This window comes from Luteitalea sp., assembly GCF_022842525.1.
GTDB lineage: Bacteria > Acidobacteriota > Vicinamibacteria > Vicinamibacterales > Vicinamibacteraceae > Luteitalea.
In genome coordinates this window covers 1-14798 of record NZ_JALHPM010000162.1, presented here as the reverse complement: position 1 = coordinate 14798, position 14798 = coordinate 1, and the positions used below count along the sequence as shown (strand labels likewise).

General features: G+C 66.9%; 14 protein-coding genes and 1 pseudogene. 10 read left to right on the top strand and 5 right to left on the bottom strand.

Going from position 1 to position 14798, the window contains the following annotated elements:
- Positions 1 to 1433: pseudogene (locus tag Q0C41_RS24040) on the bottom strand (methyltransferase domain-containing protein); the annotation flags it as partial.
- A gap of 132 nt (positions 1434 to 1565) precedes the next feature.
- Between Q0C41_RS24040 and Q0C41_RS24035 the strand changes: the two are divergent.
- The 5 genes from Q0C41_RS24035 to Q0C41_RS24015 all read left to right on the top strand — a co-directional run bounded on the left by Q0C41_RS24035 (position 1566) and on the right by Q0C41_RS24015 (position 4142).
- Complete coding sequence (locus Q0C41_RS24035) at positions 1566 to 2501, top strand: hypothetical protein (protein ID WP_291988168.1); 936 nt, start codon at positions 1566 to 1568, stop codon at positions 2499 to 2501.
- 103 nt (positions 2502 to 2604) lie between these two features.
- Positions 2605 to 2916 (top strand): HAD hydrolase-like protein, encoded by a 312-nt coding sequence (locus Q0C41_RS24030; protein ID WP_291988166.1) that lies wholly within the window; start codon positions 2605 to 2607, stop codon positions 2914 to 2916.
- A 32-nt stretch (positions 2917 to 2948) separates the two neighbouring features.
- Positions 2949 to 3479 (top strand): DinB family protein, encoded by a 531-nt coding sequence (locus tag Q0C41_RS24025; protein ID WP_291988164.1) that lies wholly within the window; start codon positions 2949 to 2951, stop codon positions 3477 to 3479.
- Between the two features lie 161 nt (positions 3480 to 3640).
- Positions 3641 to 3925: a BrnT family toxin gene (locus Q0C41_RS24020; protein ID WP_291988162.1), complete on the top strand. Its 285-nt coding sequence runs from the start codon at positions 3641 to 3643 to the stop codon at positions 3923 to 3925.
- 19 nt (positions 3926 to 3944) lie between these two features.
- Positions 3945 to 4142, top strand: coding sequence for a BrnA antitoxin family protein (locus tag Q0C41_RS24015; protein WP_291988161.1), 198 nt, complete (start codon positions 3945 to 3947; stop codon positions 4140 to 4142).
- Between the two features lie 429 nt (positions 4143 to 4571).
- On the opposite strand, the gene Q0C41_RS24010 is transcribed toward Q0C41_RS24015, so the two are convergent.
- From Q0C41_RS24010 to Q0C41_RS24000, 3 genes are all read right to left on the bottom strand, one after another.
- Positions 4572 to 5318, bottom strand: coding sequence for a type II CAAX endopeptidase family protein (locus Q0C41_RS24010; protein WP_291988159.1), 747 nt, complete (start codon positions 5316 to 5318; stop codon positions 4572 to 4574).
- Between the two features lie 136 nt (positions 5319 to 5454).
- Positions 5455 to 5982 (bottom strand): RNA polymerase sigma factor, encoded by a 528-nt coding sequence (locus Q0C41_RS24005; protein ID WP_291988157.1) that lies wholly within the window; start codon positions 5980 to 5982, stop codon positions 5455 to 5457.
- Between the two features lie 98 nt (positions 5983 to 6080).
- Positions 6081 to 6779: a hypothetical protein gene (locus Q0C41_RS24000; protein ID WP_291988156.1), complete on the bottom strand. Its 699-nt coding sequence runs from the start codon at positions 6777 to 6779 to the stop codon at positions 6081 to 6083.
- A gap of 285 nt (positions 6780 to 7064) precedes the next feature.
- Between Q0C41_RS24000 and Q0C41_RS23995 the strand changes: the two genes are divergently transcribed.
- Positions 7065 to 7901 carry a nucleotide excision repair endonuclease gene (locus Q0C41_RS23995; protein WP_291988154.1) on the top strand — a complete coding sequence of 279 codons (837 nt, stop codon included), beginning with the start codon at positions 7065 to 7067 and terminating at the stop codon, positions 7899 to 7901.
- Between the two features lie 274 nt (positions 7902 to 8175).
- On the opposite strand, the gene Q0C41_RS23990 is transcribed toward Q0C41_RS23995, so the two are convergent.
- Positions 8176 to 8679 carry a hypothetical protein gene (locus tag Q0C41_RS23990; RefSeq protein WP_291988152.1) on the bottom strand — a complete coding sequence of 168 codons (504 nt, stop codon included), beginning with the start codon at positions 8677 to 8679 and terminating at the stop codon, positions 8176 to 8178.
- A gap of 131 nt (positions 8680 to 8810) precedes the next feature.
- Between Q0C41_RS23990 and Q0C41_RS23985 the strand changes: the two genes are divergently transcribed.
- From Q0C41_RS23985 to Q0C41_RS23970, 4 genes are read left to right on the top strand one after another with little or no spacing between them, the layout of a single operon-like run.
- Complete coding sequence (locus Q0C41_RS23985) at positions 8811 to 9047, top strand: hypothetical protein (RefSeq protein WP_291988150.1); 237 nt, start codon at positions 8811 to 8813, stop codon at positions 9045 to 9047.
- Positions 9035 to 9964 (top strand): SDR family oxidoreductase, encoded by a 930-nt coding sequence (locus Q0C41_RS23980; RefSeq protein WP_291988148.1) that lies wholly within the window; start codon positions 9035 to 9037, stop codon positions 9962 to 9964. The genes Q0C41_RS23985 and Q0C41_RS23980 overlap by 13 nt, the downstream gene beginning before the upstream one ends.
- Positions 9964 to 11457 (top strand): NAD(P)/FAD-dependent oxidoreductase, encoded by a 1494-nt coding sequence (locus Q0C41_RS23975; protein WP_291988147.1) that lies wholly within the window; start codon positions 9964 to 9966, stop codon positions 11455 to 11457. The genes Q0C41_RS23980 and Q0C41_RS23975 overlap by 1 nt, the downstream gene beginning before the upstream one ends.
- The gene (locus Q0C41_RS23970; protein ID WP_291988145.1) at positions 11457 to 14675 is read left to right on the top strand and encodes an AMP-binding protein; all 3219 of its coding nucleotides are present in this window, start codon (positions 11457 to 11459) and stop codon (positions 14673 to 14675) included. Before Q0C41_RS23975 ends, Q0C41_RS23970 begins: the two co-directional genes overlap by 1 nt.
- The last annotated feature ends 123 nt before the right edge of the window (positions 14676 to 14798 follow it).

Sequence of the window (14798 nt, the reverse complement as noted above, 5' to 3'; positions counted from 1 at the left end):
CGCACGCGATCGATGTCGCCAAGCAGGCGGGTCCGAACGTTCTGACTGCCGACGGACACGGCAGGCTCGACGTCCTGGGCGGCGAACGGGCTCATGCCGGGGACGAGCCGCATGACCGTTGCCACCGCCATCGCCTCGGAGGCAACCGGCAGCGCTGCGATCGCGGACCGGACGCGATCCAGGGCGGCGAGGTGGTCACCGGTCGTCCTCGCAGCACGCAGTATCGGGATGACGCGACCCAGGGCCGAAAGTCGCCCGCGGTGCAGGGCGAGCAGAGGCGCCACTCGCGAGGTGTCGCCGCCGAGGCGGCCGTCTGCCCAAATGGCTCCAGCAATCAGCACATCATCCACCGGCGTTCCTGTCGCGAATCCACGCCCCGTCTCCAGGGAACTGCCAATGGGGATGCGGAATGTGACGGTGCCGCCAGGTTCGGCCACCGGCACAGCTGAGGGGTCACCGTGCTGTCCGGAGACTGCAGCGCGAGCGTTCGCGTATGTGGTGTACGCAACGGTGACGAGTGCCGCGTCCGATCGATTGCGCACCGTGACGAGATACCCAGGCTTTGGTTCGATGACGGGTTCGACAGTCTCTACCTCCAGACCGTCGACGTGGCTTCGAGCGCGCGGCACGTGCAGTGCCGGCACGGCGAACCACGTGGCCGAGAGCGTCACTGGCATCACCCCAACGTGTCGTAGAGCGTCCACTTGCACCAGGGCGCCGACACCGACGACGGTCTCCGCAACGGGTTCGAGCACTTCGCGGAACTTCCCGCGCAGCACGGAGACTGTTACCCTCAGCCCCTCACCGTCCGCCCTGGCGGCAAGGTTCAGGGCGGTGACCGGAAGGACTCCCTCGGGATCTTGCCAGCCGGGGACCCTCGGGAACATCGGTGTCCACGCACGGAACCCCGTCGGAGACACCAAGGATTCGGTGACGCGACCATCGGCGTACGTCGTGACGAGCGCGAGTGGGCGGCCTTCAGGCTGCGCGGCCGCGTCGGCGTGACGGACGCCGACGGACGAGACGTCGAAGCCGGTCACGTCCCATCCAGCGCGCGCGAGATGGAGCGCGTTCCGTCCCATGCCCATGCCCACGTCGAGGGCGCGGCCAGCCCTGACACCGCGCGCCGCCTCGACGAGCAGCTGGTTCGGCTGCGTGTTGAACTCCGGCGCCTTCGCGTAGACGGCGTCGTAGAGTTCGGCCCCGTCGTAGGCGGTGATGAGGCGGATGGCGCGGTCGGCCGCAGCGGGGGAGCGTCCTTCGCGGACCAGCGTGGCCCGGTACTGCTCCAGAGCGGCTGACCACTCGGCGTTGGGGGCTGCTGTCTTCTGCCATGCCTTGAACGCCGCCAGCAGGGCCGGGCCTTCCGCCGTCTGTGCGACGGCCAGGGCGAGCTGGCTGCACAAGAGCGCCGCGACGACCAGCGCGCTCATGCGTCGTGTCCGGCGGCGAGGAGCGTCCATAGTCCGTCAGGGTAGCGGGAGGCGCCCAGCCGAGCAAGCTGCCGACGGCGTGCTACATTTCGCTCCGTCCGCCCCGCGCTGGTGGCGTGGAGAGAGGGGAAGATGACGAAGCGACTGTGCGCCGTGCAGCAGCTCGTACTTGCCGTCGGACTGGCTGGAGGAGTGGCGCCTGCACTGTTCGCCCAGACGGGCCGCATGCCTGCCTATGTCGTGCCGTCCTATGAGGATTTCAGGATCACGACGCGGATGTCGCATGGTGATGGTCCGTCCCACACCACGACCACCACGTTGTACCTGCGCGGCGCGCGTGAGCGCCGCGAGAGCGCTGTCGAGCAGACAGGCGAGTCGGCGACACCCCTTCTCGCGTCCATTCTGCAATGCGACCAGCGACGCGCCATCCACCTGAACCTCAGCGACCAGCTGTTCTCAGAGGTGACGTTCGTCGAATGGTCGAACTCCTTCGCGGGTGTCTCGACGCGGCCGGAGGCTCAGGGCCCCGTGGTCACCACGATCGAGGACGCCGTCGATACCGGCGAGCGACGCCGCCTTGGTCGCCATGTCGCGCGGCGTGTGAAGACCACGACGGTGGTGTCACCGGCCCCTGGCGCCAATACACCCGCGAGTCGCCGTGAAACCGAAGGCTGGTACATCGACCTGCCGGGTCTCGGTTGTGTCGCCTCGGAGATGAAGTCATCGTTGAGGCTCTCGGCTGAGAATCCGAATGGTCCGAGGGACCGCCATCGATACCAGACGAAGGGCACGGCACGGCGAGGCTACGCGATTGAAGAGACGACCCGTCACACCGAAGCGCGCATGACCTACACGACGACCGTGACGCTCGTTGACTGGTCGGACGCGCCGCTGGATCCGTTACTGTTCGAGCTCCCCGCACACTTCCGGCCGGCCCTTCCGATGCCGGGAGGCGGGGTCGATCTCACGAAGCCAGACAGCGTGGCCAATCGACTGCAGACGTACTGGGACGTCATCACGGCGGTGGTCTCACGCGTCGTGCCGTGGTCGCGAGACCGCCTCCGATAAGTGGATGCCAGCGGCGACAATGCATGCCGGCGCTTCACACGTCGCGACTATTCAGAGAACACGATCCAGTGGCCAGAGTCGTTGCGCCGTTATCATCGTGAACGTGGGTACGCTGATCTTCGACCTCGACGGAACGCTGAGCGATCCCGCCGTCGGCATCGGGCGGTCGCTGAACTATGCGCTGGAAGCCCTCGGGTATCGCTGCATCACAGCGGATGAGGTGTTCACGTTCGTGGGTCCGCCCCTGGACTGGGCGTTTCGGCGGATCGTTCCTGATGCGTCAGACGAGACGGTGCGAGCACTCGTCGCGAAGTATCGAGAGCGGTACGAGGATGTGGGCAACAGAAGGAAGGGCCATCTCGACACGTCGACCGTCTTACAGTCGCCGGGGCAGGCACGGGGAGGGAACGAATGAAGCAACAGCACTGGTGCGCCAGAGTCGTCGCAGTGATCCTGGCCATGGCCGTCGTCCCTGTGCCGGCACAAACACCACCGCAGGCGCGCCCGCCGCAGAGGTTCGCGGCCTATCTGAAAGGACAGTACGCGACACTCAAGCGCAACATCACGGGGGCAGCCGAGAAGATGCCGGCCGAACACTTCTCGTTCAAGCCGGTGCCTGAAGTGATGAGCTACGCTGAGTTGCTCACCCACGTGATCGAAACGCAGTACATCTACTGCAGCACCGTCAGGGGGACTACCGACCCGGCAGCCAGCCTGAACTTCAAGGTGACCGACGAAGCCGCCGTTGGGGCGCTGGTGAGAGACGCGTTCGCCTATTGCGACGAGGTGTTTGCCGCGGTCACCGACGAGAACGCGCTTGAGATGTTGAGCCGAGGTTCCGGCCCCGACCAGCGGCAGATGGCACGGGCGATCCAGCTGACGCAGGCGATCGTGCATGGCAACGAGCACTACGGCAACTTGGTCACTTACATGCGCATGAAGGGGATCGTTCCCCCCTCGTCTGCGCCTCAACGATAGCGGTATGGCCGCTCGATGAGTGCTGACCAGAGCCGGGCGGTTCTGCGCGCCCAGCACTGACCACTTGCCCTGAGTCTCGGGGCGCCGACAGATCCCTACCGACGATCACGGAATCACGGAAGGATGCTACAGAGCATGCCGCATTCCGTATATACTGAATTGTGTTCGAGTGGGACGAGCGGAAGGCCGCGGCCAACGCGGCGAAACACGGCGTCACGTTCGACGACGCCGTGACGGTATTCGTCGACGCGAACGCACTGGATGGCCCCGACCTCGCGCACTCCGCGGCGGAGCCGCGCTACCTGCGTCTGGGCGCGGCCGCCGACGGGCGCGTGCTCATGGTGGCCTACACGATCTGGAGACGAGCCAATGTCGAAACAGTCCGCCTCATCAGCGCGCGGTGTGCGAGTCGGCGGGAGCGCGCGGCGTACCGCGCGCAGCATTGACTTCAGCGACATCCCCGAGGTGTCGGCGACCCAACTGGGGGCCATGCGCCGGGTGGGCCGACCGCCTCTTGGGGAGACGGCCCGCCAGCTGATCGCGATTCGGCTCGACGCCAAGGTCCTGGCGCGGTTCCGTAAAGAGGCGCGGCGCCGGGGTGTCGGCTACCAGACGCTCATCAACGAGGTGCTGGCCGAGCACGTCCGCAAGGACGTCGCGTAGTGGACACGCCGAACCAGGTGGCTCACAGGACCGTAAGGTTCGTGCTCGTACCGGCGTTCAACCGACGGGGCGACGTGATGACGCTGTCCCTGTTTCGTAACTGATACTCAGGTTTCTAGAGGTTCTGGCGGATTCTGGCGGTACCGATCCGGCCTAAATCGTTGAGGGGAGCGGCTACCGCAGGAACGAATCCCACCCTCTCCGCCATCAATAAGTCATTTCAGGTAAACAACTGGCAGTCTGTCAATGGCTGAGCTGTGCCTGTTTTGTACCTGAAGTCGCCACATGAGTGGATGTTCCAACCACGACTTGAGTTGCGGCCCATGGCGCACCCGAGCGGGCACGGCGGCGCTCGGGGGCACGCCCTGCCAAGGGGGCATCGACACTCGCCACTACGCCGTCAATCGGGAGTTGAGCGAAGCGCCATCGCTATTTTGCGAACAGCAGTGCTGAATCGCCGCCGAGAAGCGCGAAGTACGCAAAGGCCAGGTCGCCGGCGAAGTGCAGCGCCATCCCGGGGAGTATCGAGCCTGATTTCAGCGCCAAGTAGCCGTAAACGACTGACACCAGGAAGAAGCCCGGCGCGACGGCGATCAGGTAGGCAAAGCCGTGGGTGGCGTGCGCGAGGGTGAAGAGCGCGCTCGTCACGAGAATCGCGAACGTAGGGCCTACGCGCTCCAGATGGCTCTGCATGTAGCCGCGAAAGGCCATCTCTTCGACGACGCCTGCGACGATTGGGCCCATCAGCAAGACAGAGAAGCGAATGGCGGTCGTCGGATAGGCGCTGATGTCGACCGTCGGTCCGCGCATTCCCATCAGTACCCAGATCCCCGTGAGCCCGATCATCGCGCCGACGAGGCCCAGGACTGCGGTCAGGTTGTCTCCAGACCATGCACCGGGCTCCGGTCGCCAGAGGCGCAGGTGAAAGCGTCGAAACTCTGACGTGGATCGAGGCCCGCTGCGGCCGCTGAGCCACAGAAGCATGATGACCAACCAGCATCCGGTCGCCGCCGCGGCCCACGGCCATTCCGGCTGGACGCGGGCATTGAGTCTGATGAGCGCCACCCACGAATACGTTCCGACGAACGAAATCGCCAGGCCCATCAGGAGGGCCACGGCGACCGTCTTGCCTACCTTGGGGATCGCGGTATTCGGCGTGGCCGCGGCGTCGATCATGATGCGTCCTTTTGCGCGCACGGTGCGCAGTTGTGGGCCCCGCGCTCAACGAGCCCGAACACCCAGCACATGGGGCATCCGCGAAACGCGATGGGCGCGACAAGGATCGCGGGGATCGCGCCGCCGGTCGGCGCCGTCATATGGCGCTCCGCGTCAAGAGTGTTCGCGCGGCGGCACGGGCACGTCGCAGGAGGCTCTTCGTGGCCTCGCCCGAGATGGTCAAGCGCTGGGCGATCTCATTGATCGTCAGCTCTTCGAGGTCGCGCAACATGATGACGTGGCGGTACTTCTCAGGCAGGGCGGCCAGTGCGCGCGCGACGTCGATGCGCAGGTGATCGACGGGCACGTGCGCGAAGCGCGCGGACTCCTCGATCGTCTTCAGCTCCTCGACGCTCCGCATGAACATCAACACCGGTAGGGCACAGAGTCGGCCGACGACCCTCGCGAGCCAGGCGCCGAGCGCGGCGGGGTTCCGAATGTCGCCGACGCGCCGGTAGACGACGAGCAGCGCTTCCTGCACGACGTCCTCAATCGATGACGACGCGTAGCACTGAAACCGCGCGTAGCGGTGAATATCGGGCTGCAGCAGCGACAACAGGCGTTCGAGGGCCGCCCGGTCGCCAGCCTGCGCCGCCCTGAAGAGGTCCTGGTCAACATGTAGCATCAGTCGCTTAGCCTATAGGAGGGGCCGATTCGACGAAACGGGTCGCGGGTCGACAAAAAAAGAGTGCCGGCGCGGCCTTCAGCGTCCGCACCACGGGTCTAGAACCGATAGCCGAGTGTCAGCGCCGCTTCGAACAACGACGAATCCTCGCCACCAGGCCGATGGAAGTTCACGGTGGCGCGACCAATGTAGTTGCGCTTGAACGTTGCCGCGACGCCGGCAATCGCGACCGTATCGCGCTGGAGCGAGACGCGCCTCCCGAGGCGGAACGCACCTGCGACGCGGTCGCAGTTCGCCGTCGCCGCCTCGCAGGTCACGTGCATCGAGTCACGCGACACTCCCACGCCCAGGCCCAGGAATGGCCGCACGATCTCGCGTGGACGAAAGTAGTAGTGGGCGCTTCCGGTGACGAACATCCAGGGCGCCGTCGATCGTTCGACGATATAGTAGGCGACCGCCGGTCGGCAGTCCGGTCGGCCCGGCTCGCAGCCGTTGAAGTACCCGCTCATGCCTTGGCGAGACCCCAGCTGCACCCAGACGACTCTGAGCGTCGTCTCCACGCGCTGCGTCCACGCGACGTTTGCGTAGACGCCAGGGCTTGGGTGCCAGGGGGACCTGACAAGCGCGCCCTCGGAGCCCCGCGCGGCCGTGCCGATCGACCCGCCGATTTCGACGGCCTGGCCCAGGGCTGGCGTGGAGAGCGTAAGCCAAAGACACCAAGCCAGGCCAAGTCGGCGCCAAATGGCTTCGGCCTCCGACAGCGCTTGCGATTCACCGACAACATGGCGCCAACCCATTCCCACACCTCCCAATTGAGGAATGCGCAGACGCGCCGGAATCGGCTCACACATTGAGCCACGTCCAGCCTGGCAGGCGGGCAAGGCTGACCGCGGCGAACGGCGCAGGGGAGAGCCAGCGGGGCAGGGCCGGTCGCGTCGGATCGATGCCAGTCCGCACGTCGGCCGTCTGTCTCGGACGGTAATATCTACGCCGATGGGTGTGCCGGGCAGGAATCCAGGCGAAGAACGTCTCCTGAAACGCACGTGGCTCGATGAACGAGCGCCTGCTCCAGAGCCAGGCTCATGAGCGCCCGACGCTTCAACGCGAAGTTCGGGGCCAATCGGCTCGACGAACTGCCCCGGGGCCCAGGTGTCTACGAGTGGCTCGGGCCCGAGGAGGAGACGCTCTATGTCGGCAAGGCCGCGAACTTGCGCAACCGTCTCCGCCAGTACAGGAACGCGAGCCGGAAGAAGGCCCACCGAAAGATGCGGGAGCTCGTGGCGGCCGCGAGCGGGTTGCGCGTGCGTTCGTGCGAGAGCGATCTCGCGGCGCTGCTGCTCGAGAACCAGTTGATCCAGTCGCTCCGGCCGCCGTTCAACGTGTCGGGTGCGTTCACGATGTTGTACCCGTGCATCGGGCTGCGGGTGCACGAGCGGGCGCTCGATCTGTGTTGCACGACCTCCCCGCATCTGCTGGAGGAGTTCGCGTTCTTCGGCGCCTACCGTTCTCCCCGCGTGACGCGCGCGGCGTTCGGCTCGCTCGTCGAGTTACTCGGGCACCTTGGCCACGTTGAGCCCACACGGCGCCTCAAAGATCTGCCCAGGGTGCCCTTCACCCGCATCGCACGCGTTCGTCAGCTCGATCCGACGTGGCACACGGCGCTGGAGCAGTTCTTCCTGGGCACGTCGCGCGAGTTGCTCACGCTCCTCGTGCTCGCGCTCCTCGAGAAGCCCGGGGCCCGCCGGCATGCTGAACCGGTCCAGGCGGCGCTACAGCTTCTGAAATGCTTCTGGGACGATGAGAGCGAACCGCTCCGCCAGGCATTGGTCACCGCCGGCCGTGGCGGCGATCGATTTCTGTCGCAGACCGAGCGCGACCCGCTGTTCCTCGAAGTGCGCGCGCTGCGGCTGCCGGCCTGACCAACCACCACAACCATGGCACGGCCTCAGCCACCGAGCCGGCTGGGTGCTCCTTGGCGTCAGAGACACCAGCGATGGCAAGTGGGCAGTCGCGCCGCAGTTCGAGATCGAGGTGTGCCCACGGAGACGTGGCCTGCCACAAGGGCCCCTCGGGCAGGGGAGCTGCTGGTGCTGACGGCCGGCACGGACCGTCGACTCGACTTCCCGGGCGTTCCATCAGCACATCAACAGCCGGCAAGGGATCCAGCGTCGGAACTCAACGTGATCCGTCCGATCAGCGCCAGTCATGGCCGAAGCCCCGGTCCCACCGGTGAGGCCGCTTCGACTGGAAGACGACCAAGGCGGCAAAGACGCCCCCGCCGAACCACAGCGAGTAGAAGAGCAGCCCCACAAGCAGAAAGCGCCAGTGTTCGACGTCGGTCTGGACGCCGTGCCGGTTCACGAGCGTGTAGCGCTCACGCGGCAGGAGCAGTCCGCCCTGTGCGATGTCCGGGACGCCGCCACCAGGGGCGAGGACACTCAGCAGGAAGACAGCGGCAAGCAGCGGCGGTACGATCAGAAGCAATCGCTTCAGCGGGAATGGCACCCACCTGCCAGCGAACCACGCCGACCGGCGCTGCGTTGCGGTGAGCAGCCCCACCAGCACCGTCAGGACGAACGCGGCCAACGCCGGGACCATGGCGAACCGTCCGACCAGCAGCACGCCCAGGTAGCTGATGAGGTAGGCGACCAGGACGATACGCCCGACGGTGTGACGGCTGGGGGTGACAGTGGGCACGGTGAGGGCGAAGGGCCGGTCGGCTCGATGAGCGGCACCATTGTAGAGTGTCGGTAAGGTTCGTGTTCCTGCGTCGCCTTGTCCTTCTTCCGCTGCTCTTCTGCACCGCCACGTCCGTCCGTGAGCAAACGATGCAGGCGAACGAGAAGGGGAGCGCCGAGGCGTACGGCCTCGACGTCGTTGTCCACGCGGAGCATCGCTGGCCCGCAGGTGGTCACGGGCGCACCGCTCGTGGCCCTTGCTGCCACGCCGGCGATCGCGAGGTCGAGCCCGGCCTGGCGCAGGTCGACGCCGCCACGCCGCTGTCCCTGGCCGGCGACGACTACAATGGGCCAGCGGCACACGAGCAACAGCCTTGGCATCTGTAGGAAGCGATCGGCGCGGGATCCGGCAGCTGCGTGGCAAGGTCGCCGTCATTACCGGCGCCGCCAGCGGCATCGGCCGAGCCCTGGCCATCGGGCTGAGCACCAGGGGCTGTCACCTGGCACTGGTCGATCTGGATGCGGACGGCTTGGCGCGCCTCCATCGGGAACTCACGGCCGCTGACGGTGCGCTGACGGTGAGCACCCACGTGGCAGATGTCGCCAACGAGGCACGCATGCGCGACCTCGCCGGCGAGGTCATCGCGGCGCACGGCGCTGTCCACGTGCTCGTCAACAACGCCGGCGTGGCCCACGAGGCGGCCTTCCCGCAGACCACGATCGGCAGCTGGCAGCACGTGCTCGGCGTGAACCTGTGGGGCGTCATCTACGGGTGCCATTTCTTCCTGCCGCATCTGGCGAAGGTGGAACGCGCCCACATCGTGAATCTCTCGAGTTTCCTCGGCCTGGTGGCGATGCCCGGGCAATCCGCCTACTGCACGAGCAAGTTCGCCGTGCGCGGCCTGTCGGAGTGTCTCTGGGAGGAACTCCGCACCACCTCAGTCGGCCTCACCCTCGTCCACCCCGGTGCGGTCGCCACCAACATCATGACGCGCGCGCAGGGTGACGACCCGGAGCTGCTGCAGCGTCTCGGCCGCTGGTACGAACGCCACGCAATGCCGCCGGAACGCGCCAGCGCCCGCATCATCCGGGCGATCGAGCGCGGCACGCCGCGCCTCTTGATTGCGCCGGAGGTGGCCTTTGGCGACCGGCTGAAGCGGCTGCTGCCGGTCGTGGGCAACAGAATGGTCAGCGACGCCGTGATCCGAATCCTCGGCGTGGGCGACATGCGCGCGACTCGGGCCGCGCAGTGGCAAGAGACCATGGTCGACAGCGGCTCAGAGCCCAAACCGCCTCGACGCTGATGCCCACCGTCGACATTCTCATCGTCGGCGCCGGTATCAGCGGCATCGGCGCGGGCATCGAGTGCCTGCGTCGCGGCCACCAGTCCTTCCTCGTGCTCGAGGCGGCAAGCGACCTGGGCGGCACCTGGCGCGACAACACCTATCCGGGCGTCGCCGTGGACATCCCATCCGTGTCGTATTGCTTCGCCTTCGAGACCGATTACGCCTGGTCGCGCGAATTCGCGCCAGGCGCCGAGATCCAGCAATACGTCACGCACTGTGCGGACAAGTACGGCGTTACCGCGCACATCCGCTACCGTTCGCGGGTGGTCCGCGCGCAGTTCGATCAGGCCACCGACACCTGGGCCACGCACCTCGACGACGGCACCGTGGTGACGTCGCGGTACCTGATCGCGGCGACCGGGCTGTTCACACACCCGATACGACCCGCGATTGCCGGACTCGATACGTTCGCCGGGCGCGTCATGCACACCTCAGCGTGGGACCACGATCATGACCTGACGAGGGCACGTGTCGCGATCATCGGGACCGGGGCGTCGGCCGTGCAGATCGTGCCCGCGCTCGCGGCACAGGCGGCGCAGCTGTTCGTGTTTCAGCGGACGCCCATCTGGATCAGTCCGCGGTTCGACCGCCCGCTGCACCCGGAGGGGCGGTGGTCACCCAGACGATTCGCGCTCGTGCGCAAAGTCCTACGTGCCACGTCTGAGTTCAGCATCGCCTGCCTGACCTTCTCGATCGCGAACTACCGGACGTTCCCGTTCGTGGTGCATGCGCTGCAGCGCGGCCTCCGCGCTTACATGCGACGCCAGGTCACCGACCCGGCCACGGCGGCACAGCTCGTGCCCGCATATGGACTGGGCTGCAAACGACCGACGACGTCCAACGACTATCTGCCGGCGTTCAATCGCGACAATGTCCAGCTCGTGACACAACCGATCGCGCGGGTCTGCCCTGAAGGCATCGTGACCGTCGACCAGCGGCGGTTCGACGTGGACACGATCGTGCTCGCCACCGGTTTCCAGACCACGGAACCGGGCACCGGCCCTGCGTTCGAGGTGGTGGGTCGCGAGGGGGTGGAGTTGGGACGGTTCTGGGCGGCCAATCGACGCCAGGCGTATGCCGGCGTGTCGGTGCCAGGATTCCCCAACTTCTTTCTGACGGCCGGCCCCTATGCCGGCGGCTTCAACTGGTTCGCGATGCTCGAGGCGAATCTGGCGCACATCTTCGCGTGTATCGACCAGGCACGCGCGCGGGGCGCGACACGTGTCGAGGTCACGGCCGGCGCGCACGACCACTACATGCAGGAGATGTGGCGCCGCGCCGACGGCACGGTGTTCAAGGCCGGCTCATGCGCCACGGCCCATAGCTATTACCTCGACCGTCACGGCGACGCTTCTCTGCCGCTGCCACACACGCCATGGTGGCGCGTGTGGCACCGGCGTTGGCACGGGACGCGCGGCTACCGGTTCCAGCGTCTCGGGCAGGCCGCGTAGTGGCATCGCTGCTGGCACCGCTGCGCCGGTGGGCCGAGCATCAGCCTGACACGTTGATGTATGCCTTCCTCGGCATCGACGGCCACGTCACCGAGTCGTACACCTACGCGCAGTTCTACCAGCGCACCGAGGCGATCGCCGCCCACATGCACCGCGTCGGCCGGCTCGAACCCGGCGCACGGGTGCTGCTCGTGTATCCCCCAGGCGTGGAGATGATCTGCGCCTTCTTCGCCTGTGTACGCCTCGGCCTGATCCCGGTGCCGGCGTATCCGCCGTCCCATGCAGGCTTCGAGGCCGCCAGCGACAAGTTGGATTTCATCGCGCGCGACTGCCAGGCGGCCGCCGTGCTGACCAGCCGGTCGTACTACTGGTCGATGATGCTGACTCGGACTCGGCACACCGTGAAGACGCTGTCGTTCAAACGTGGGCACGCGTCGCAACTCACGTGGATTGTCAGCGCGGACGCCGACCCGGGCGCACGCGTCGATGTCGCCGACACGGACTCGCCCGTGCTGTTCCTGCAGTACACGTCCGGGTCCACCAGCGAGCCGAAGGGTGTGATGGTGACCCACGACAACGTGCTCGCCAATTGCGACGCGGTGCTGGACCACGTGCCCGTCGGGGTGACCTGGCTGCCCCAGTATCACGACATGGGGCTCATCGGGTATTACCTCTTCGTCGCCATCACCGGCGGCACGACGTACGGCATGTCGCCTCTCGACTTCCTGCAACGACCGGCCCTGTGGCTCGAGGCCATCACCGCATACCGGGCCACCGCGTCGTCGGCGCCGAACTTTGCCTACGAGTATTGCCTGCGGCCCGACAAGCTGCCGGCCGAGACACTCGAGCGCCTCGACCTCCGCTCGCTTCGGATCCTGATGAACGCCGCCGAGCCCGTCCGCGCCGAGGTCTGCCGCGACTTCGTCCGCCGGTTCGAGCCGTGCGGCCTCAATCCACGCTGTTTCTCCGCCGCCTACGGTCTTGCCGAGTGCACTCTGGCCGTGTCGACCGACGGACGCTCGATGCGCAGCTTCGACCGTGCCGCCCTGGCGCGGCACATGGTCCGCGAGGTCGACGCCGGCGCCGCCGGTGTCGATGCGACGACGCTCGTGAGTTGCGGCCGGCCGGCGCGGGACACCCACATTGCCATCGTCGATGTCACTGCAGCCCCGCGCGAGGCCGCGCCGGGGACGGTCGGCGAGATCTGGGTCAGGGGGCCTGGCAAGTGCGGCGGCTATTGGCGCCGGCCGGAATCGACCGCGGCCGTGTTCGACGCGCGGCTCGCCGGCGAGCCGCCGGATGCGCCGACGTGGCTCCGAAGCGGCGACCTCGGCTTCATGCTCGACGGCGAACTCTATGTCTGCGGCCGGCAGAAGGACCTGCTGATCGTTCGTGGCCTCAACTACTACCCGCAGGACATCGAGGCCCTGGTGGAAGCGAACCCGGACGTCAGAAAGGGCTGCGTGGCCGCCGTGACCTGGCCACTCGACGGCCGCGACACGCTCGTGGTGGTGGCGGAGCTGAGGCGGCCGGATCGCGTGCCTGACGTGCGCGCGCTGAATCTGCAGCTGGTGCGTGGTCTTGGCATCGGCGCGGCGACGTTCGTCTTCGTCAAGGCGCGCACGATTCCCAAGACGAGTTCGGGAAAGATCGCCCGTCATCTGGTGCGCACGCGGTGGCTCGCGGGGCAACTGCAGGTGGTCCGGCAGATCGACGTGGCCCCGGATGCCGACGATCCGGTCACCGGGCGTTCGCGCGACTGGTGCCGCCCCTTCGGTCTGACCGGCGATGAGACGTGGACGCTGTCTGAAGCAGGGTTCGATTCCGTGAAGCTCGTCGAGTTCGCCCAGGCGCTTCGGGGGCACCTCGAACGGCACGGGGACCATGACCTGGCGCAGGCCGTCGATGTGCGGGTGCTCGAGAAGATCGCGATCGGTGAGCTCTGCGAGCTCGTCGACGAGGTCGTCGCGGCAGCTCCGCACGCCAAGCGGCGACTGACATCGGCGCTGTCCACCCTTGGCCGCCAGCATCGAGCGGCCGAAGCCGAACTGATGCGTCGCGACGCGCGGCTGCGCCTTGACATCGCGGCTCTGCCAGTGCCGCCAACGGTGTCGTCGTCACAGGGGGGCGTGCTGCTCACAGGCGGGACAGGGTTCTTCGGGCCGTTCCTGCTTGCGAGCCTGTTGGCGCAACGACACGAGGACGTCTACGTGCTGGTGCGCGGCCACGCGGGCGATGCGATGCGACGCCTCGGCGCAGGGTTGGCCGCCATCGCGGCCGACGGTCAGTCGTGCCCGAGGGGATGGGAGGATCGCGTGCGCCCGATCGCCGGTGATCTGGCCGCGCCGCAGCTGGGCCTCGGTGCCGAACGCTGGCGCACCCTGGCCAGGAGCGTTCACACCATCTTTCACAACGGCGCCGCGGTCAACTACCTGCACGACTACCAGATGATGCGGGATGCCAACGTCGGGGGCACGAACGAGATCATCCGTCTCGCCCTCAGCGAACGCGCCAAGGTGCTCAACTACATCTCGACGACGTTCGTCTTCGGCTGGTCGGTTCAGGAGACGCTCAGTGAGCGTGACACCAACGCCGGCATGGAGCGTCTCGACTTTGGCTACAGTCAAACCAAGTGGGTGGCCGAGCAGGTGGTGCTCGATGCCATGGGCCGCGGTCTGGCGGCCCGGATCTTCCGCCCGGCGTTGTTGACCCCGTCCATCGACGGCGGCGGCTGCAACTTCGACATCGCCATCAGGTTGCTGGCGTTCATGATGAACCACGGCATCGGCACCACCGCGCACAACCAGGTCAGCTTCACACCTGCCGACCTCGCGGCAGGCAACATCGTCGCCATCGCGGGTGTCGCAGAGACCGTGGGCGAGATCTACCACGTCACCCGCGACGAGTACGCCACCATGTCCGACATCACCGCGATTCTCGGCGAGCTGACCGGCCGCACGTTTCAGCCGTACGACCTCCGCGCCTTCGTGCCCGAGATCATCAGACGCTGCCACTCGGGCGATCTGCTGTTCCCGCTCCTCGACTTCCTGGCCCGCTCCGTCGACAACATCTCGGCGATGGAATTCAAGCGGTACGACAACCGCCGCTACCGGCACGCCCGGGCGCTGTCGGCATTCGGCAAGGCCGATCCGCCGCTCCACGACGTGGTCGTGGGCATCCTGCGATTCATGCGCAGGCACGGCCTGGTCACTCACTGACACGCACGGGGCATCAGAGAACCATGTTCGACGGCCGCTTCACGAACACGCCGCACGTGCACCGAGGACGCGCCTTCCTGGACGCGCGGGCCATGGTGCACCACCCGGTGGCGGTCTTCGAGA

What these genes read in the sequence shown, in the direction of transcription:
- Q0C41_RS24035 (WP_291988168.1), top strand. Translation starts at nt 1,566, where the DNA reads ATGACGAAGCGACTGTGCGCCGTGCAGCAGCTCGTACTTGCCGTCGGA.
- Q0C41_RS24010 (WP_291988159.1), bottom strand. Translation starts at nt 5,318, where the DNA reads ATGATCGACGCCGCGGCCACGCCGAATACCGCGATCCCCAAGGTAGGC.
- Q0C41_RS24005 (WP_291988157.1), bottom strand. Translation starts at nt 5,982, where the DNA reads ATGCTACATGTTGACCAGGACCTCTTCAGGGCGGCGCAGGCTGGCGAC.
- Q0C41_RS24000 (WP_291988156.1), bottom strand. Translation starts at nt 6,779, where the DNA reads ATGGGTTGGCGCCATGTTGTCGGTGAATCGCAAGCGCTGTCGGAGGCC.
- Q0C41_RS23995 (WP_291988154.1), top strand. Translation starts at nt 7,065, where the DNA reads ATGAGCGCCCGACGCTTCAACGCGAAGTTCGGGGCCAATCGGCTCGAC.
- Q0C41_RS23985 (WP_291988150.1), top strand. Translation starts at nt 8,811, where the DNA reads ATGCAGGCGAACGAGAAGGGGAGCGCCGAGGCGTACGGCCTCGACGTC.
- Q0C41_RS23975 (WP_291988147.1), top strand. Translation starts at nt 9,964, where the DNA reads ATGCCCACCGTCGACATTCTCATCGTCGGCGCCGGTATCAGCGGCATC.